Annotated in this window: 14 protein-coding genes and 3 pseudogenes; 8 read left to right on the top strand and 9 right to left on the bottom strand. The window is 68.4% G+C overall.

The genetic code is table 11. The annotated features are described in order from the left end of the window. Window positions 1-39 precede the first annotated feature (39 nt). Window positions 40-899, bottom strand: a protein-coding gene (locus tag ACFVX6_RS32820) for an IS5 family transposase (RefSeq protein WP_389697704.1) whose coding sequence is annotated in 2 segments (ribosomal slippage) — window positions 40-548 and window positions 548-899 — 861 coding nt in all. Because the reading frame shifts where the segments join, the coding sequence is not laid out codon by codon here. Between the two features lie 95 nt (window positions 900-994). Continuing rightward, window positions 995-1,432, bottom strand: a pseudogene (locus ACFVX6_RS32825) (transposase family protein); the annotation flags it as partial. A gap of 329 nt (window positions 1,433-1,761) precedes the next feature. Between ACFVX6_RS32825 and ACFVX6_RS32830 the strand changes: the two are divergent. After that, window positions 1,762-2,562, top strand: a complete 801-nt coding sequence (locus ACFVX6_RS32830; protein WP_389697678.1) for a maleylpyruvate isomerase family mycothiol-dependent enzyme — start codon at window positions 1,762-1,764, stop codon at window positions 2,560-2,562. 868 nt (window positions 2,563-3,430) lie between these two features. Here the strand turns inward: ACFVX6_RS32830 and ACFVX6_RS32835 are convergent. After that, the gene (locus tag ACFVX6_RS32835; RefSeq protein ID WP_389697680.1) at window positions 3,431-3,700 is read right to left on the bottom strand and encodes a hypothetical protein; all 270 of its coding nucleotides are present in this window, start codon (window positions 3,698-3,700) and stop codon (window positions 3,431-3,433) included. Window positions 3,701-3,845: 145 nt separating this feature from the next. On the opposite strand from ACFVX6_RS32835, the pseudogene ACFVX6_RS32840 reads away from it, so the two are divergent. Further along, a pseudogene (locus ACFVX6_RS32840) lies at window positions 3,846-3,992 on the top strand (ATP-binding protein); the annotation flags it as partial. A gap of 32 nt (window positions 3,993-4,024) precedes the next feature. Here the strand turns inward: ACFVX6_RS32840 and ACFVX6_RS32845 are convergent. After that, window positions 4,025-4,444, bottom strand: coding sequence for a DUF5959 family protein (locus tag ACFVX6_RS32845; RefSeq protein WP_389697682.1), 420 nt, complete (start codon window positions 4,442-4,444; stop codon window positions 4,025-4,027). A 345-nt stretch (window positions 4,445-4,789) separates the two neighbouring features. Here ACFVX6_RS32845 and ACFVX6_RS32850 point away from each other — a divergent pair, with 345 nt between their 5' ends. After that, window positions 4,790-5,038, top strand: coding sequence for a hypothetical protein (locus ACFVX6_RS32850; RefSeq protein WP_389697684.1), 249 nt, complete (start codon window positions 4,790-4,792; stop codon window positions 5,036-5,038). Here the strand turns inward: ACFVX6_RS32850 and ACFVX6_RS32855 are convergent. The 3 genes and pseudogenes from ACFVX6_RS32855 to ACFVX6_RS32865 form a co-directional block, all read right to left on the bottom strand. Then, on the bottom strand, window positions 5,013-5,312 hold the full coding sequence (locus ACFVX6_RS32855; protein WP_389697686.1) for a transposase: 300 nt from the start codon (window positions 5,310-5,312) through the stop codon (window positions 5,013-5,015). The two genes, ACFVX6_RS32850 and ACFVX6_RS32855, sit on opposite strands and share 26 nt — an antisense overlap. Before the next feature lie 42 nt (window positions 5,313-5,354). Beyond that, window positions 5,355-5,855 carry a hypothetical protein gene (locus ACFVX6_RS32860; RefSeq protein ID WP_389697688.1) on the bottom strand — a complete coding sequence of 167 codons (501 nt, stop codon included), beginning with the start codon at window positions 5,853-5,855 and terminating at the stop codon, window positions 5,355-5,357. A gap of 166 nt (window positions 5,856-6,021) precedes the next feature. Beyond that, window positions 6,022-6,141: pseudogene (locus tag ACFVX6_RS32865) on the bottom strand (cobalt ABC transporter ATP-binding protein); the annotation flags it as partial. A 159-nt stretch (window positions 6,142-6,300) separates the two neighbouring features. On the opposite strand from ACFVX6_RS32865, the gene ACFVX6_RS32870 reads away from it, so the two are divergent. Together ACFVX6_RS32870 and ACFVX6_RS32875 are read left to right on the top strand one after the other, a co-directional pair. Next, entirely contained in the window at window positions 6,301-6,510 is a 210-nt protein-coding gene (locus tag ACFVX6_RS32870) for a hypothetical protein (RefSeq protein WP_389697690.1), read from the top strand. Between the two features lie 274 nt (window positions 6,511-6,784). After that, window positions 6,785-7,543, top strand: coding sequence for a hypothetical protein (locus ACFVX6_RS32875; RefSeq protein WP_389697692.1), 759 nt, complete (start codon window positions 6,785-6,787; stop codon window positions 7,541-7,543). A gap of 132 nt (window positions 7,544-7,675) precedes the next feature. Here ACFVX6_RS32875 and ACFVX6_RS32880 read toward each other — a convergent pair whose 3' ends face one another. Next, on the bottom strand, window positions 7,676-8,122 hold the full coding sequence (locus ACFVX6_RS32880) for a DUF6233 domain-containing protein (protein ID WP_389697706.1): 447 nt from the start codon (window positions 8,120-8,122) through the stop codon (window positions 7,676-7,678). Continuing rightward, window positions 8,008-9,000, bottom strand: coding sequence for a DUF5937 family protein (locus ACFVX6_RS32885; protein WP_389697708.1), 993 nt, complete (start codon window positions 8,998-9,000; stop codon window positions 8,008-8,010). The genes ACFVX6_RS32880 and ACFVX6_RS32885 overlap by 115 nt, the downstream gene beginning before the upstream one ends. Before the next feature lie 73 nt (window positions 9,001-9,073). Here ACFVX6_RS32885 and ACFVX6_RS32890 point away from each other — a divergent pair, with 73 nt between their 5' ends. The 3 genes from ACFVX6_RS32890 to ACFVX6_RS32900 all read left to right on the top strand — a co-directional run bounded on the left by ACFVX6_RS32890 (window position 9,074) and on the right by ACFVX6_RS32900 (window position 11,501). Next, window positions 9,074-9,982, top strand: a complete 909-nt coding sequence (locus ACFVX6_RS32890) for an aldo/keto reductase (protein WP_389697694.1) — start codon at window positions 9,074-9,076, stop codon at window positions 9,980-9,982. Window positions 9,983-10,087: 105 nt separating this feature from the next. Continuing rightward, the gene (locus ACFVX6_RS32895) at window positions 10,088-10,981 is read left to right on the top strand and encodes a helix-turn-helix domain-containing protein (RefSeq protein ID WP_389697710.1); all 894 of its coding nucleotides are present in this window, start codon (window positions 10,088-10,090) and stop codon (window positions 10,979-10,981) included. A 133-nt stretch (window positions 10,982-11,114) separates the two neighbouring features. Continuing rightward, window positions 11,115-11,501 carry a hypothetical protein gene (locus tag ACFVX6_RS32900; protein ID WP_389697696.1) on the top strand — a complete coding sequence of 129 codons (387 nt, stop codon included), beginning with the start codon at window positions 11,115-11,117 and terminating at the stop codon, window positions 11,499-11,501. Window positions 11,502-11,999 lie beyond the last annotated feature (498 nt).

Raw genomic sequence — 11,999 nt, forward strand, 5'->3', positions numbered from 1 at the left:
GCTGAGTGCCGTGGCGGGGTGGGCGATAGGCCCAGCAGGCTATCGCCGGACCCAGATCAGGATGGCGGCGAGGTGGAGGGCGGCTTGGTAAGCCATGGCGAGCTTGTCCGTTCGCATGGCCAGACCTCGCCATTGCTTGAGCCGGTTGATGCCTAGTTCAACAGCGTTCCGCTGCTTGTAGGTCTCACCGTCGAAACCGGGTGGCCTGCCTCCGGCACGGCCCCGCTTCAGGCGGTGACCGATCTGGTCAGCGGACTGGGGAATGACCGCCTTGATGCCGCGTCGACGCAGATGCCCGCGAATGGCGCGGGACGAGTAGGCGCGATCTGCAAGAACAGCGACTGGTCGGGTTCTGGGTCTCCCGATGCCGCTCCGCGGGACCTGGATCCTTGCCATGATGGCCTCGAAGGCTGGCGCATCACCAGCCTGACCTGCGGTGACGTGGAAGCCCCGTGGCCGGGCACGGCTGTCGCTGGCCAGATGAACTTTCGTACTCAGGCCGCCGCGGGAGCGTCCGAGTGCATGATGGTCGGGTTCCCACCGACCGGGCGCCCCCTTTTCCTGGCCCCGGCGGCATGCTGGTGGGCCCGGCAGACGGTGGAGTCCACCGACACGGTCCAGCCGATGTCGTCGCCAGCGTCGGCCGTCGTCAGATCGGCGGTGAAGATCCGTTCCCAGGTGCCGTCGACGGCCCACCTGATCAGCCGCTTGTGAGCTGTCTGGAACGAGCCCAGTTCGTCCGGCAGGTCTCGCCAAGGCGAGCAGGTGCGGTATTTCCACGCGATGGCCTCAAGAGTGCGACGGTGGTCAGCCCACCGCCGCCCCCGGACCGGATCGGCCGGCATCAACAGCTCGATCCGAGCCCACATCGCATCAGTAATCACTAATCGGATAGACAGTCCGATCAACTGACCAACCCACCCAAGAGACACGCCCTAACGAGCTCGTGCATGGTTGGCGGTGCGACGTCGGAAGGTGCAGGTCGGCCTGGTGGTCACTGTCGCTGACGGCCGCCGCGGGTGGCAGTCTGCTGGTGTGAGAGCAGGTTGGCGACGGCTTGGATCGTGTCGCTCATGTGCTCGCGTCGGCCGTGGTGGCGGGCGAGTGCTCGCCAGTTCTTGAGGTGTGCGATGCCGTGCTCGACGCGGATCCTGCGTGAAGAGTGCGCCTTGCGCTGGCGCTCGTAGATCTCCTCGTACCAGTCTGGCGGGTTCTTCTTGAACTTGCGATGCGGTGGTGTCACCACGCGGCCGCCGGTCTGGGCGCCCAGGCCCTGGTAGCCGGCGTCGGCGAGGATCTCCACGGCCAGGCCGTCAGCCAGGTGCTTGACCAGGCCTAACTGTCGGGCGTGGGTAATGTCGGCACAGCTGGCCGGCTGGGCTGGACTGCAGAACAGGAGCCTGCCGCTGGCGTCGCATGGCTGTTGTTGTTCCGAACTTGAGGAGTGCTGGTCGAACGGGAGTCACCTGAACTCCGACCCGACCGGTCCTCCCCCGCCGTCGTGACCTCTGCGTCCATCACATCGAGCGGCAGCATGACCGCGCGCACCGGGTGGACGTCACGTCGCCGAGGTGCCCGGCCGCACGGCGAGGCCAGAGCACCCACCGGCACGATGCCTGGCGTACCGCCACCCCCAGCGTCCTCGCAACGGTGCGCAGCTTGTCACCCGAGCGGTGGGAGGCGAGGACGTCCGCAATGGCCAACCGGCGGCGACTGTGAAAATCGCTGTCCGATCACCGGGGCAGGTGATAAATGTCCGGTGTGGAAAAGAATCTTGAGTTCCCTGACCTGTTGCGACTGATCGATGAACGGTCGACCGCCTTCCGCGCCGTGGTCGCCGCCGCGCCCGGTCTCGACGCGCAGGTGCCGACCTGCCCCGGGTGGACGCTGTTCGATCTGGTGAAGCATCTGGGTGGGGGAGACCGTTTCTGGGCCGCCATCGTCGGCGCGGGGCCTGCCGACGCTCCCCCGGCCGAGGCCGTCGCCGCGCGCGCCGCGCTGGAAGTGCCGCAGGAGCGTGAGGCCCTGCTGGCCTGGCTGGACGCGTCGACGCAGCTTCTGCTGGGCGCCCTGCGCGCGGCGGGACCGGAGAGCGGTTGCTGGACGTGGTGGCCCGCGTCGCAGTCACCGCAGACCGCCGGCGGTACCGCCCGGCACCGGGTCCAGGAGACCGCGGTGCACACCTACGACGCCCAGCTCTCTGGGGGCGCCCCGCAGCCGCTGCCGGTCGAGCTGGCACTCGACGGTGTGGAGGAGTTCCTGTTCACCGTCTGCGCAACGCCGAGTGCCTGGCCGCACAAGCCCACGGCCTTCGACTTCCACGCCGCCGAGGGCCGCTCCTGGCGCCTCAGCGTCGACGGCGACGGCGCACGCACCACCCGCATCCCCGCGCCCACCGCCGCGACCGGCGAGGACTCGGACGCAGCCGGCGCCTCCGTCCACGGCACGGCCAGTGAGCTGGTCCTCTACCTGTACGACCGGATCCAGGCCGACTCCCTGCATGTTGACGGAGACGCAGGGCTGCTCGACCTGCTCCGCGCCTGGGAGCCGGAGGAGAAGTAGGACGTAGCGGGGGCGGTTGGCCGCGCCTCGAGCCGGTAAGACACGACTCTTCGCCAGGTTCGTCAGTCGCGGCACCGGGCTCAAACCCGCGAGGCGGCCTCGGGGCGTCACCAAGCCGACCGTCTACCTGGATGGCAGGACGAATTTGTCCGTCCCAGCGATCACGAGCAGCGACGCGACTGCTGTCGTCCCGATCTCGTCGAGAGGTCAGTCGATCGGGTGCCTGCGGCGGCTGCCGTGCATGAGAGCACGGCCTCTTGGTAGCTCGAAGGGTGTCGAAGCCAACCTGCGGTCCAGGAGGCCCTGTTGACGCATCTCTACGGCAACGCGGGAGTGGGGTCCACTTCGGCCGCTCTCGCGTGTGACTGTCTGACTCACAGGTTCGGGAACGCCAGAGACCACGGGGCGCGCGAGCGTCGGTATCCCACCGACATGTCGGACGCCGAGTGGGCGGTGGTCCGGCCACTGCTGCCGGTGCCGGGCTGGCTGCGGGGCCGGGGCGGGGGCGGGCAACCGGAGGCTTATTGCCACCGGTGAAGTGCAGGTCCGGTCGGTCCAGCAGCGATGCTTCCTCAGAGCGGAGCCCGGCGTGATACAGCGTCCGGAACATCGCGTAGTCCCGGGCGGCGGGTCCGTACTTCCTCGCAGTGGCGATCCGCTGCTTCATGAAGTCGAAGAACTCGCTCACGCGCTCCGGGGCCGGGGGCGGCAGCAGGGCCGGCGAATCATCCCCGACATGCCGTGAGGCGTTGAACTCGTCGATCGGGCAGACCAGGCGGACGCCGAACGCGGCTTCGATCTCGACGGACTTGCGGGCCTGGAGAAATTGGTGGAAGCCCTTGAAGATCTGCACGTACTCGCGCCGGGTCTAGGTTTTGCGGCCCTGGACCGCGAGATCACCGACCACTCGGTCGATGTCCTCAGGGGTTACCTCCCACGCGGGCCGGCCCAACGCCGTCAGCGTCCGCTCCAGCAGCCCGGTGTCGTTGTCGATTGTCACCGGGCTGAACCCGCGGGCCCGCCACGAGGCCACGAACGCCTCGACGCACAACAGCGACTGGAATTGCCACGGATCCCTCGTCGGCATCTCCTGCGGGACGGCCCCGCCCGCGATGACCTGCAGTCTCACCTCGCTCACCGACATACCTTCCTCGGACCTGAACGGTCAAGGCAGCACCTTGAAAACGCGGCAGCCACCGCGAGAACCAACGAGGACCGCAGGAGTGGGAGATGGCCAGGTGGACGCGGCAACTCTTGGGAGGGAACAAGTGCCAGCCCCAGATGGCTGGACAAAGACCTTCACCGACCCCCGCCTCTGCGCGGCCATCGTCGACCGCCTCACCTTCGGTGGCACCATCATCGAGACCGGCACAGACTCCTACCGCCTCGCCACCACCCGCGCCCGCGCCGAACAGCAAGCCGCCAGCTGACAACGAGCCGAACACCGACGACATCGGGACGGTCAGCTGACAAACGCTCGCCGCACCTTCGCGAGACGCGCCCGCTGATCATCGATCCAGCCGGTCGCCGGGAAGAGGGGCAAGCTGACCGTCACCTGCGACGACGGGCCGTCATGGACCGACACCCCGATCACATCAGGGCTCAGCGGCTTGATCTTGAACTGGACTGTCCGACCCGAATTCAGCCACGACACGAACCGCCCACCGGCGAGCCCCTCAAGGGCCTCCTCCCAGTCATCGAGGTCATCGGACGTGACATAGACGGGGAAGCTGCCCTTGACGGTCTCGGTCTCCACGACAAACTCGCAGTCCAGACAGTCTCTGCCAGGACCTGGCAACTCCAACACACGCAGAGAGACAACGTGACCGCTCGTTCCCGGCGGATCGGCCAGATGAATCAGCTCGCCCAGCTCGTCTTCCATGACAGCCTCTCTCCATCGACCTCGAACAGAAGCATCATTCCTGAGCTCCTCGGCATGCACGGCGCCGAGGTGGGTGTTGCTGATTCTCACCGACACTCCGCAGCCTGCCGATCACCTGCCGCTGCGGAAACCCCTCGACAATCGTTCCTCGTTGTCACCTACGCAGCCATGACCATCGCCTGGGCGGGTTGACCACGCTCTCGCCGCCCACCTGAAGCCACCGGGCAGACACGGTGAATTCGAGGGGGCGTTGCAACACGTGGTCGGTTGAGCAGGCCGCGAGCAGTTTAGACAGGCCGGAGTCGGCGCCGGCCGTTGCCGAGGCCCCGGGTGGCGGGGTCGGTGGTGCCGCACTGGCGGGTGGGCCTGACGATGGAGGTGCTCGCGCCGGACTACCAGCGGCTGGTGGGCGTGCTGGAGGCGGAGGCGGGCGGGGCCGGGCTGCGGGCGCGGGAGTTGGCCGGGCGGCTGGGCCTGGAGTCGGTGCCGGCGAAGGTCGAGGGGGTGCGGTCGAAGGTGAGGCGGCTGGTGGAGCAGGGCTGGCTGGCCGAGGAGCGTCCCGGGGTGTTCACGCCGAGGCGGGCTGCCGGGTGACGTTTCGGCTCCGGTGGCGGGCGAGGCGGCGTCCCATGAGCATGGTCATCGACCACAGGACGGCGGCTTCGCTACTTTCGGGCCGGGTCTCGTAGTCCCGGGCAAGGCGCCGCGAGCGCATCCGCCAGCTCAGCGTCCTCTCCACCGCCCACCTGCGTGGAAGCACCACGAACCCGCTCATTTCGTCGGTGCGTTTGACGATCTGAAGGGTGAGCCGCCCTGAACGTCCCCCTGACCCACATTTCCTTTCGTACGACCGTCTCCAATGGTGCAACGCGAGGGGAGAAGGCCGGGGTCAGGTGGACGTCGGGGTCCGTCAGACGAGGTGGATCGTGAAGCGCCTCACGACCTTGGGGTCCGTGGCGATCGTGTCGGAGTGGACCGAGCCGCGAGCCTTATCGTATTTCCCGGTGCCGCCGGTGATCGCGTTGTCGAAGGGACCCTGGTCGAGGTAGTTGAAGTACATCCCCTGCACGGTGAGCTGGCCGCCCGGGAGGGTGTAGGTCACGACGCACTGCTCCGCTTCATCGGCGCCGCCCCGGGTGGTGGTGCAGGTGCCGTGGGTCTCGCCGACCTTGTTGTGCGACTCGTCGAAGAGGTCCGAGCGGACGACGACCTCATCGCCCTGCGACACGCTGCCGGGGGTGACGGGGAAGCGGGTCAGCTGCGCCACCTCGGCCAGGACTGTGATGATCCGGCCCCTATCCCTGTCCTGGGCGGAACCGGTGTCCGTCGCGGCGGCCGCGACGGGGGTGCAGGCCAGGAGGGTGACCAGCGTGGCCGTGCCGAGGCAGGCAGCTCTGATGGGGCGCATCATGCGACTCCTGAGGTTGACGTTCGGGAATGACCGGATGGCGAACTTCCATCCGATTCCGTTCGATCCCTTCATAACCTCGACTCCGCCGCCGCACGGTGCACCCCGGCACGAACCACCGGCACATCCAGCCGGTCGGACCAAAGTCAGGCGGAGGAGCTCGGCACGGGCCGAACCGCAGCTCCAGGCGATGCGTGGCCATGAGCTCCTCGTCGGCGACGATCCCGCCCGTCGGCCCGTCGGCGGCGATGACGCCCTCGCTGAGGACCTGATCAACCCTTGGAACGAGGGCTGCGTCAACGCTGTTCAACTTAACCAGGGACTCCCGGCCCAGGGTTGGACCGGCAGCATACGCGCTGTTCAGTGCTATCTACGGCCGCTTCGAGGGCACTCCACAGCAGCCGTTCCACCGTCCCTGCCGCCATCACCTCGGCGCGTCACCGGCTGGATGATGTCGAACCCCGACCACCGGCTCTCAATTGTTCCAGCGGGCCACGATGGACTGATCGACGCGGAAGAGCGCGTCGCGCGCGGCCCCGGTACCCCCACGGTCGCCATCGACGGCACCAGGATCACGGAAGCCCTGTCCGGCTGGATCTTCGAGAGGGAGTCCTTCGACGAGCTCCTGAAACTCAGCGCACGACAGACCACGGGCTGAGGACGGTTGACCCAGACCGCAGGCCACACCCTTGCCCCTCTCGCCCTCATGTCGGCCCTCCCCTCGTTTCTGAGCTGCGGGTTGCCCTGTCCGACGGCTGGTGCGGGCGTTGAGGGCGATGTCCGAGGTGCATGCGATGATCCTTCGATTCCGCGTCGGCAAGGGGAGTCGGTGCACACAGGCGTCCCGAGGGAGCAGACCCGCGGGGCGGTGTGAATCCGTAGGCAATGTGAATGGGCAGGGGTGGGGAATGAACACCAGGACGATGACTGGTTTGGCTGTGGCGGTAGCTGTGGTGGCGGGGACTGCGGGGTGCTCCGCGGGGGCGGTCACGCAGAAGGCCGGTGAGAAGGCGGGTGAGTCCGGCCAGACGATCCTCGCAGCGCTGTCCCGCGCTGCCGATGAGGCCTCGAAGGCCGGCTCGGCCGATATCAGTGCCACCGTGACGAGCCCGGACACCGGCGGTAAGCCGGTGACGATGAAGGGCCTCTACTCCTGGGGGGACGGGGTGGCGATGGAGACGGTGATGCCGGCCAAGGACCTCCAGATGGAGGAGATGGTCAAGGACGGGACCATCACGATGCGGCTCGCGAAGGGCGCCTACTACTACGAGGTCGACCGCATCGAGGAGGGCCCGTACAAGGGTAAGACGTGGATCAGGGTCGAGGTCTCCGCGGTCCTCGGTGAGAAGGGTGCCGCCGCGGCCACGACGCAGGGCGACCCGACGGCGGCCCTCAAGAGTCTCAAGTACGCCAAGAACGCCTCCTCGATCGGCGCGGAACGCATCAACGGCCGGAACACCAAGCACTACCGGACGTCGGTCCCCGCGGCGCAAATGGGCGCTGCTGCCGACATGTACCAGCACCTCGGAGTATCCGGCGAGGTCGTCACGGACGTGTGGCTGGACGACAACGGGATGCCCGCCCGGCTGAACCACTCCGTCGGCACGATGACCATGTCGATGGACTTCCTGTCCTTCAGGACCGCGAAGACCGTCGAGGTCCCCCCCCCGCCTCGGACGTCGCGGACATGACCGCCTTCTACAAGGAGCGCAAGCAGGGCAAGGCCGCCTGAAGCGGGCCTGGGATGAGGTCCCTCATACGGGCCCTGCCCCGGGCCACGGTCTCCGCGGACAAGGCCGCGCCGGTCCCTTGCGGCGGGAGACCTATGCCTTCGGGGTGGTGAGGGGCTTGGTGTCGCAGGCGTCGCACAGGCCAGCCGCGGGGTCGACGGCGGCGATGGTCCGCGCCTCGTCGGTGGTGACGGTGCCGCCGGTCGGGCCCCCGACCAGCCAGCAGTCAGGCCGGTGAATCCGGATCGGGACGGTCTTCACGCTGATGGTCCGTACCGGCTCGCAGACCCACCCGTCGGCTGCCGCCGCGGCGTGGGTTGCAGCAGCCGCGGGTGCACGCGCAGGTGCGGGGCCCGGGGATGCGGAAGGGTTGTCGACGGAGCTTAGTTGTCGGCTCTCGAAGTCCTTCGGGGGTTGACGTGAGGTCAGGCGGAGGCGGCTTGGAGAAGGGCTTCGGCTGCGGCGGTGCGGGCGTAGAGGACGGAGCGGCCGGCGCGGTGGGCGCTGACCAGGCCCGCGTTGCGTAGAGCGGTGAGGTATTGGGATACCCCTGCGGGGGAGAGTCCGGTGCGGTGGGCCAGCTGTGTGGTGGAGGCCGGGATCTCCAACTCGGTTAGCAGCAGGGTCCGCGAGCGGCCGAGTACGGCGGAGAGGGTGTCGGTCTGGGTGACGGGGCGCTTCGTCCATAGTGAGCCGACACCGCGCGCCGGATAGGCGAGTTGGGGCGGGTCCGGCGGCGTCGTTCGGGTGCGCAACCCTGGTCCGGTGAAGGCTGAGGGGATCAGCAGCAGTCCCGTGCCTGCCGTCGTGCGGGTCAGCGGCTGCTTTCGGCGGGACATCCGGAGCGCGTTGTCGTCCCAGCTCACGGACGTGTGCAGGTCGTTGAGGAGGTGGCCGGCGCCGTGCTCGGCGGCCAGGCGGGCCCGGTAGAGGATGTCTGCGTCCAGGACTGCCCGGATTCGTGCCCAGTAGGGGGCGAGTACCAGCTCCCAGTACGTTTCGAGCTCTTCTGCGACCTTGGCCAGGAGGCCCTGTGGGTCGTTGTGCAGGGCTCGCAGCCGGGGGCCGAGGTGCCCCTGGTGGCAGGCGAGGTGGTCGAGGTCCTGGCGTACCCGGTGGGCGGGCGAGGCCCGGATCGCGTCCCGCTCTGCCGCCGGGGTGGGGGCCGGTCCGGCGGGGGCCGGGTTGAGGAAGTCGGGGACGTAGCCGCCGGTGGGCGGGACCAGCTCGCGGAGCCAGCCCCGGTCCAGCCCGGCGGCCACCATACGCGGGCGTACCTGGTCGGCCCAGGGTCCGTGGATTGGATGTGCGGCGCCGGACGTCAGCAGTCGGAAGCTGGGTGCGACCTCCCACATCGGTGAGACGGCGAACCGCACCTGCGCCAGATCGCTCGTCGAGAACGCCAGCTCTGCCACGATAAACGCTCCTCAATGGATTCAGGCATGTATGAATCCATTGAGGGCCAGCCTACCGTGCGTAGATCATGCCGCCATGACCTCTCAAACGATCACCGCGGCGGCATCGGGCACCTGGAAGCTCGGCAACCTGACGGTCAACCGGATCGGTTTCGGCGCGATGCGCCTGACGCAGCACGGCGAGGCATTCGCGGCCGATGCCGTCCCACGCGACCGCGACCAGGCGATCAGTGTGCTGCGCCGCGCGGTCGAACTCGGCGTGAACCACATCGACACCGCCGCGTTCTACTTCTCGTCGCTGCGCTGTGCCAACGAGCTGATCAACCAGGCACTGGCCCCCTACCCGGACGACCTCGTCATCACCACCAAGGTCGGACCGGGCCGCGACCCCTCAGGCCAATGGCTTCCGCACGCCACCCCCGAGCAACTCCGCGGCCAGGTCGAGGAGAACCTGCGCCAGCTCGGCCGCGATCACCTCGACGTGGTGAACCTGCGCATCGTCGGCTCCGACTCCATCGCCGAACGCTTCGGCGCACTTGCCGAACTGCGCGAGGCCGGACTCATCCGGCACCTGGGCCTGTCCAACATCCGCCCCCACCACCTCGCCGAGGCTCAGACCATCGCACCGGTGGTCTGCGTCCAGAACATGTACGGCATCGGCGCATCGCCCGAACAGAAGGAGTTCATGGGCATCTGTGGTGAGCAGGGCATCGCGTTCGTGCCGTTCTACTCGATCGCCGGCACCGGACGCACCGCTGGTGCGACCACCGACCACAGCCCGGAGGTGCACGCCATCGCCCGCGCCCACGGCGTGAGCGCAGCCCAGATCCGGCTGGCGTGGACACTGCAGCAGGGCCCCCACGTCCTGGCCATCCCCGGCACCGGCGACCTCGACCACCTCGCCCAGAACGTCGCCGTCGGCTCCCTGCGCCTGTCGGTGGAAGAACTCACCGCCCTGGACCCCCTCCACCACGAGACGGCATGAGCAGGACCCCCATGGCGTTGTGATCCACTTCTGCTGATCGGCCTGTCTGCCTTGCCTGTTCCTGCCGCCCGCCCCATAGCCCTGACGGCCGCCGAGCGGCAACGGTTGAAGAAGGCGGCCTACGGTCACAAGACTCCGCACCAGGCCAGGATCCGGTCACAGATCGTGCTCCTGGCGACTCGGGGCAGGTCCAACGCGCGGATCGCTGTCGAGGTGGGTGTTCACGTGGACACCGTGCGCACCTGGCGGGGCCGGTTCGCCGACGGCGGCTTGCCGGCCCTGGCCGACCGCAGGCGCAGCGGGCGTCCGGCCCGCTTCACCCCCGTGCAGGTCGCCGAGGCCAAAGCACTGGCCTGCCAGCTCCCAGCCGAGACCGGGGTGCCGCTGGCGCGCTGGTCGTGCCCGCAACTGGCCGCCGAGCTGACCGCGCGCGGGATCACCGACACCGTTTCGGCGTCCACCGTGCGCCGCTGGCTTCGCCAGGACGCGCTCAAGCCCTGGCAGTACCAGTCCTGGATCTTCATCCGCGACCCCGCCTTCCGCGCCAAGGCCCAGCGCATCCTTGGACCTATACGCGCGAACCTACGAAGGCGAACCTCTCGGCGCGGACGAGTACGTGGTCTCCAGCGACGAGAAGACCTCGATCCAGGCAGCTGTCGCTGCCACCCGGCCCTCGCCCCAGGCCGGGCCAGGGCGATGCGCGTCAACCGTGAGTACGGCTGCGGCGGAGCCGTGGCCTACCTGGCCGCCTACGACGTCCACCAGGCGCGAGTCTTCGGCGGCTGCGAGGCCAGCACTCACGGCTGGGTTCGTCTGCGCCGCTTCCAGATCCACATGGCCTTCCCCTCGCTGACGACCAGCTCGGCCTACGTCGGCGTCGCAGTCAGCTCCCTTCGTCGTTCTTTCATCCAGCAGGCGGGGCTTACGGACTCCCCTACCGGAACCGGAACGAGCCACTTTCCCTTCCGGTTGGGGAGTTCTCATGAGTCAGGCGGCTGACTTCGCCCCGGTGGCGCTAACGTCGTGCGCGGCTCCGGTGTCCGTTGAGAGGTGACACCGCTCGGCCGACCCGGGCCTGCTCCTACGTACGCGTTCCGCACCCAGAACCGACGACGCAAGGGGAATCGATTCCATGACGGTCACAGCAGCACGCCGCACCATGTCACCGCGTCGTTCCGCCGCCCGCACGGCGGCCGTGGCGGCCCTGTCCGCCGCCGCGCTCCTCGGCGGCGGTCTCACGGCCCAGGCCGCCACACCCGCCCGGACGACGGGCGCGGCCGTGGAGCTCGCGCCGGCCGGTGCGCTCGCCACCCAGTGCTACTACAAGGTCAACGCCAGCGGCGGTCTGCTGATCCGCAGCGGTCCCGGCACCGGCTACTCGGTCGTCGGGTCCTACGCCAACGGCTCCACGATCCTCGCATCGACGTCCACCACCAACGGCTTCCGCAAGGTGGGCACCAACCGCTGGGTCTCCTCGGCGTACACCGTCCGCATCGTCAACCTTCCCTGCGAGTCCTGACAGGGGCCCGCGCCGAGGACACCGTTCCCGAGCCCTTCGACAGGCCGCCGACCGCCGGAAATCTCTCCGGCGGTCGGTGGCCTGTCCGCTGCCTCCGACCGGTCTCCGAATTCGTCAAAGCGCCTGAGTTCGCGAACTGCACCGAAGAACGATGGGCGTGGGACATCCCCTACATCCAGGGCACACCGGAGAAATGGCAGGCCCGTATGCGAGTTCGTTAGGTCGCTTCCCGACGTGCCCCTCAAGCCGCGACCCCACCCCTGCAACGTCCTGGACCACTCCGCAACCTCGAAGGGATGCCTGTCAGCTGCTCCCCCACGCGCTCAGGGCAGGAACCTATGTAGAACGTTTTGCAGGTGCGGGGTGCACTGCGGCCCTGGCCCCGGCGACACCAGTCGGGGCCTTGACGTATGGCGCTGTCTAAGAGGTCGTTTTCGTCCGATGTTTCATCCCGGAATCACATGTTCTGTGGTCTTCTTCGGGTCGCGCCAGGAGCTG

The sequence above is a fragment of the Streptomyces sp. NPDC058289 genome (assembly GCF_042880975.1).
Lineage (GTDB): Bacteria > Actinomycetota > Actinomycetes > Streptomycetales > Streptomycetaceae > Streptomyces > Streptomyces stoeckheimensis.

What these genes read in the sequence shown, in the direction of transcription:
- ACFVX6_RS32870 (WP_389697690.1), top strand. Translation starts at nt 6,301, where the DNA reads ATGATGTCGAACCCCGACCACCGGCTCTCAATTGTTCCAGCGGGCCAC.
- ACFVX6_RS32900 (WP_389697696.1), top strand. Translation starts at nt 11,115, where the DNA reads ATGACGGTCACAGCAGCACGCCGCACCATGTCACCGCGTCGTTCCGCC.
- ACFVX6_RS32860 (WP_389697688.1), bottom strand. Translation starts at nt 5,855, where the DNA reads ATGATGCGCCCCATCAGAGCTGCCTGCCTCGGCACGGCCACGCTGGTC.
- ACFVX6_RS32890 (WP_389697694.1), top strand. Translation starts at nt 9,074, where the DNA reads ATGACCTCTCAAACGATCACCGCGGCGGCATCGGGCACCTGGAAGCTC.
- ACFVX6_RS32845 (WP_389697682.1), bottom strand. Translation starts at nt 4,444, where the DNA reads ATGGAAGACGAGCTGGGCGAGCTGATTCATCTGGCCGATCCGCCGGGA.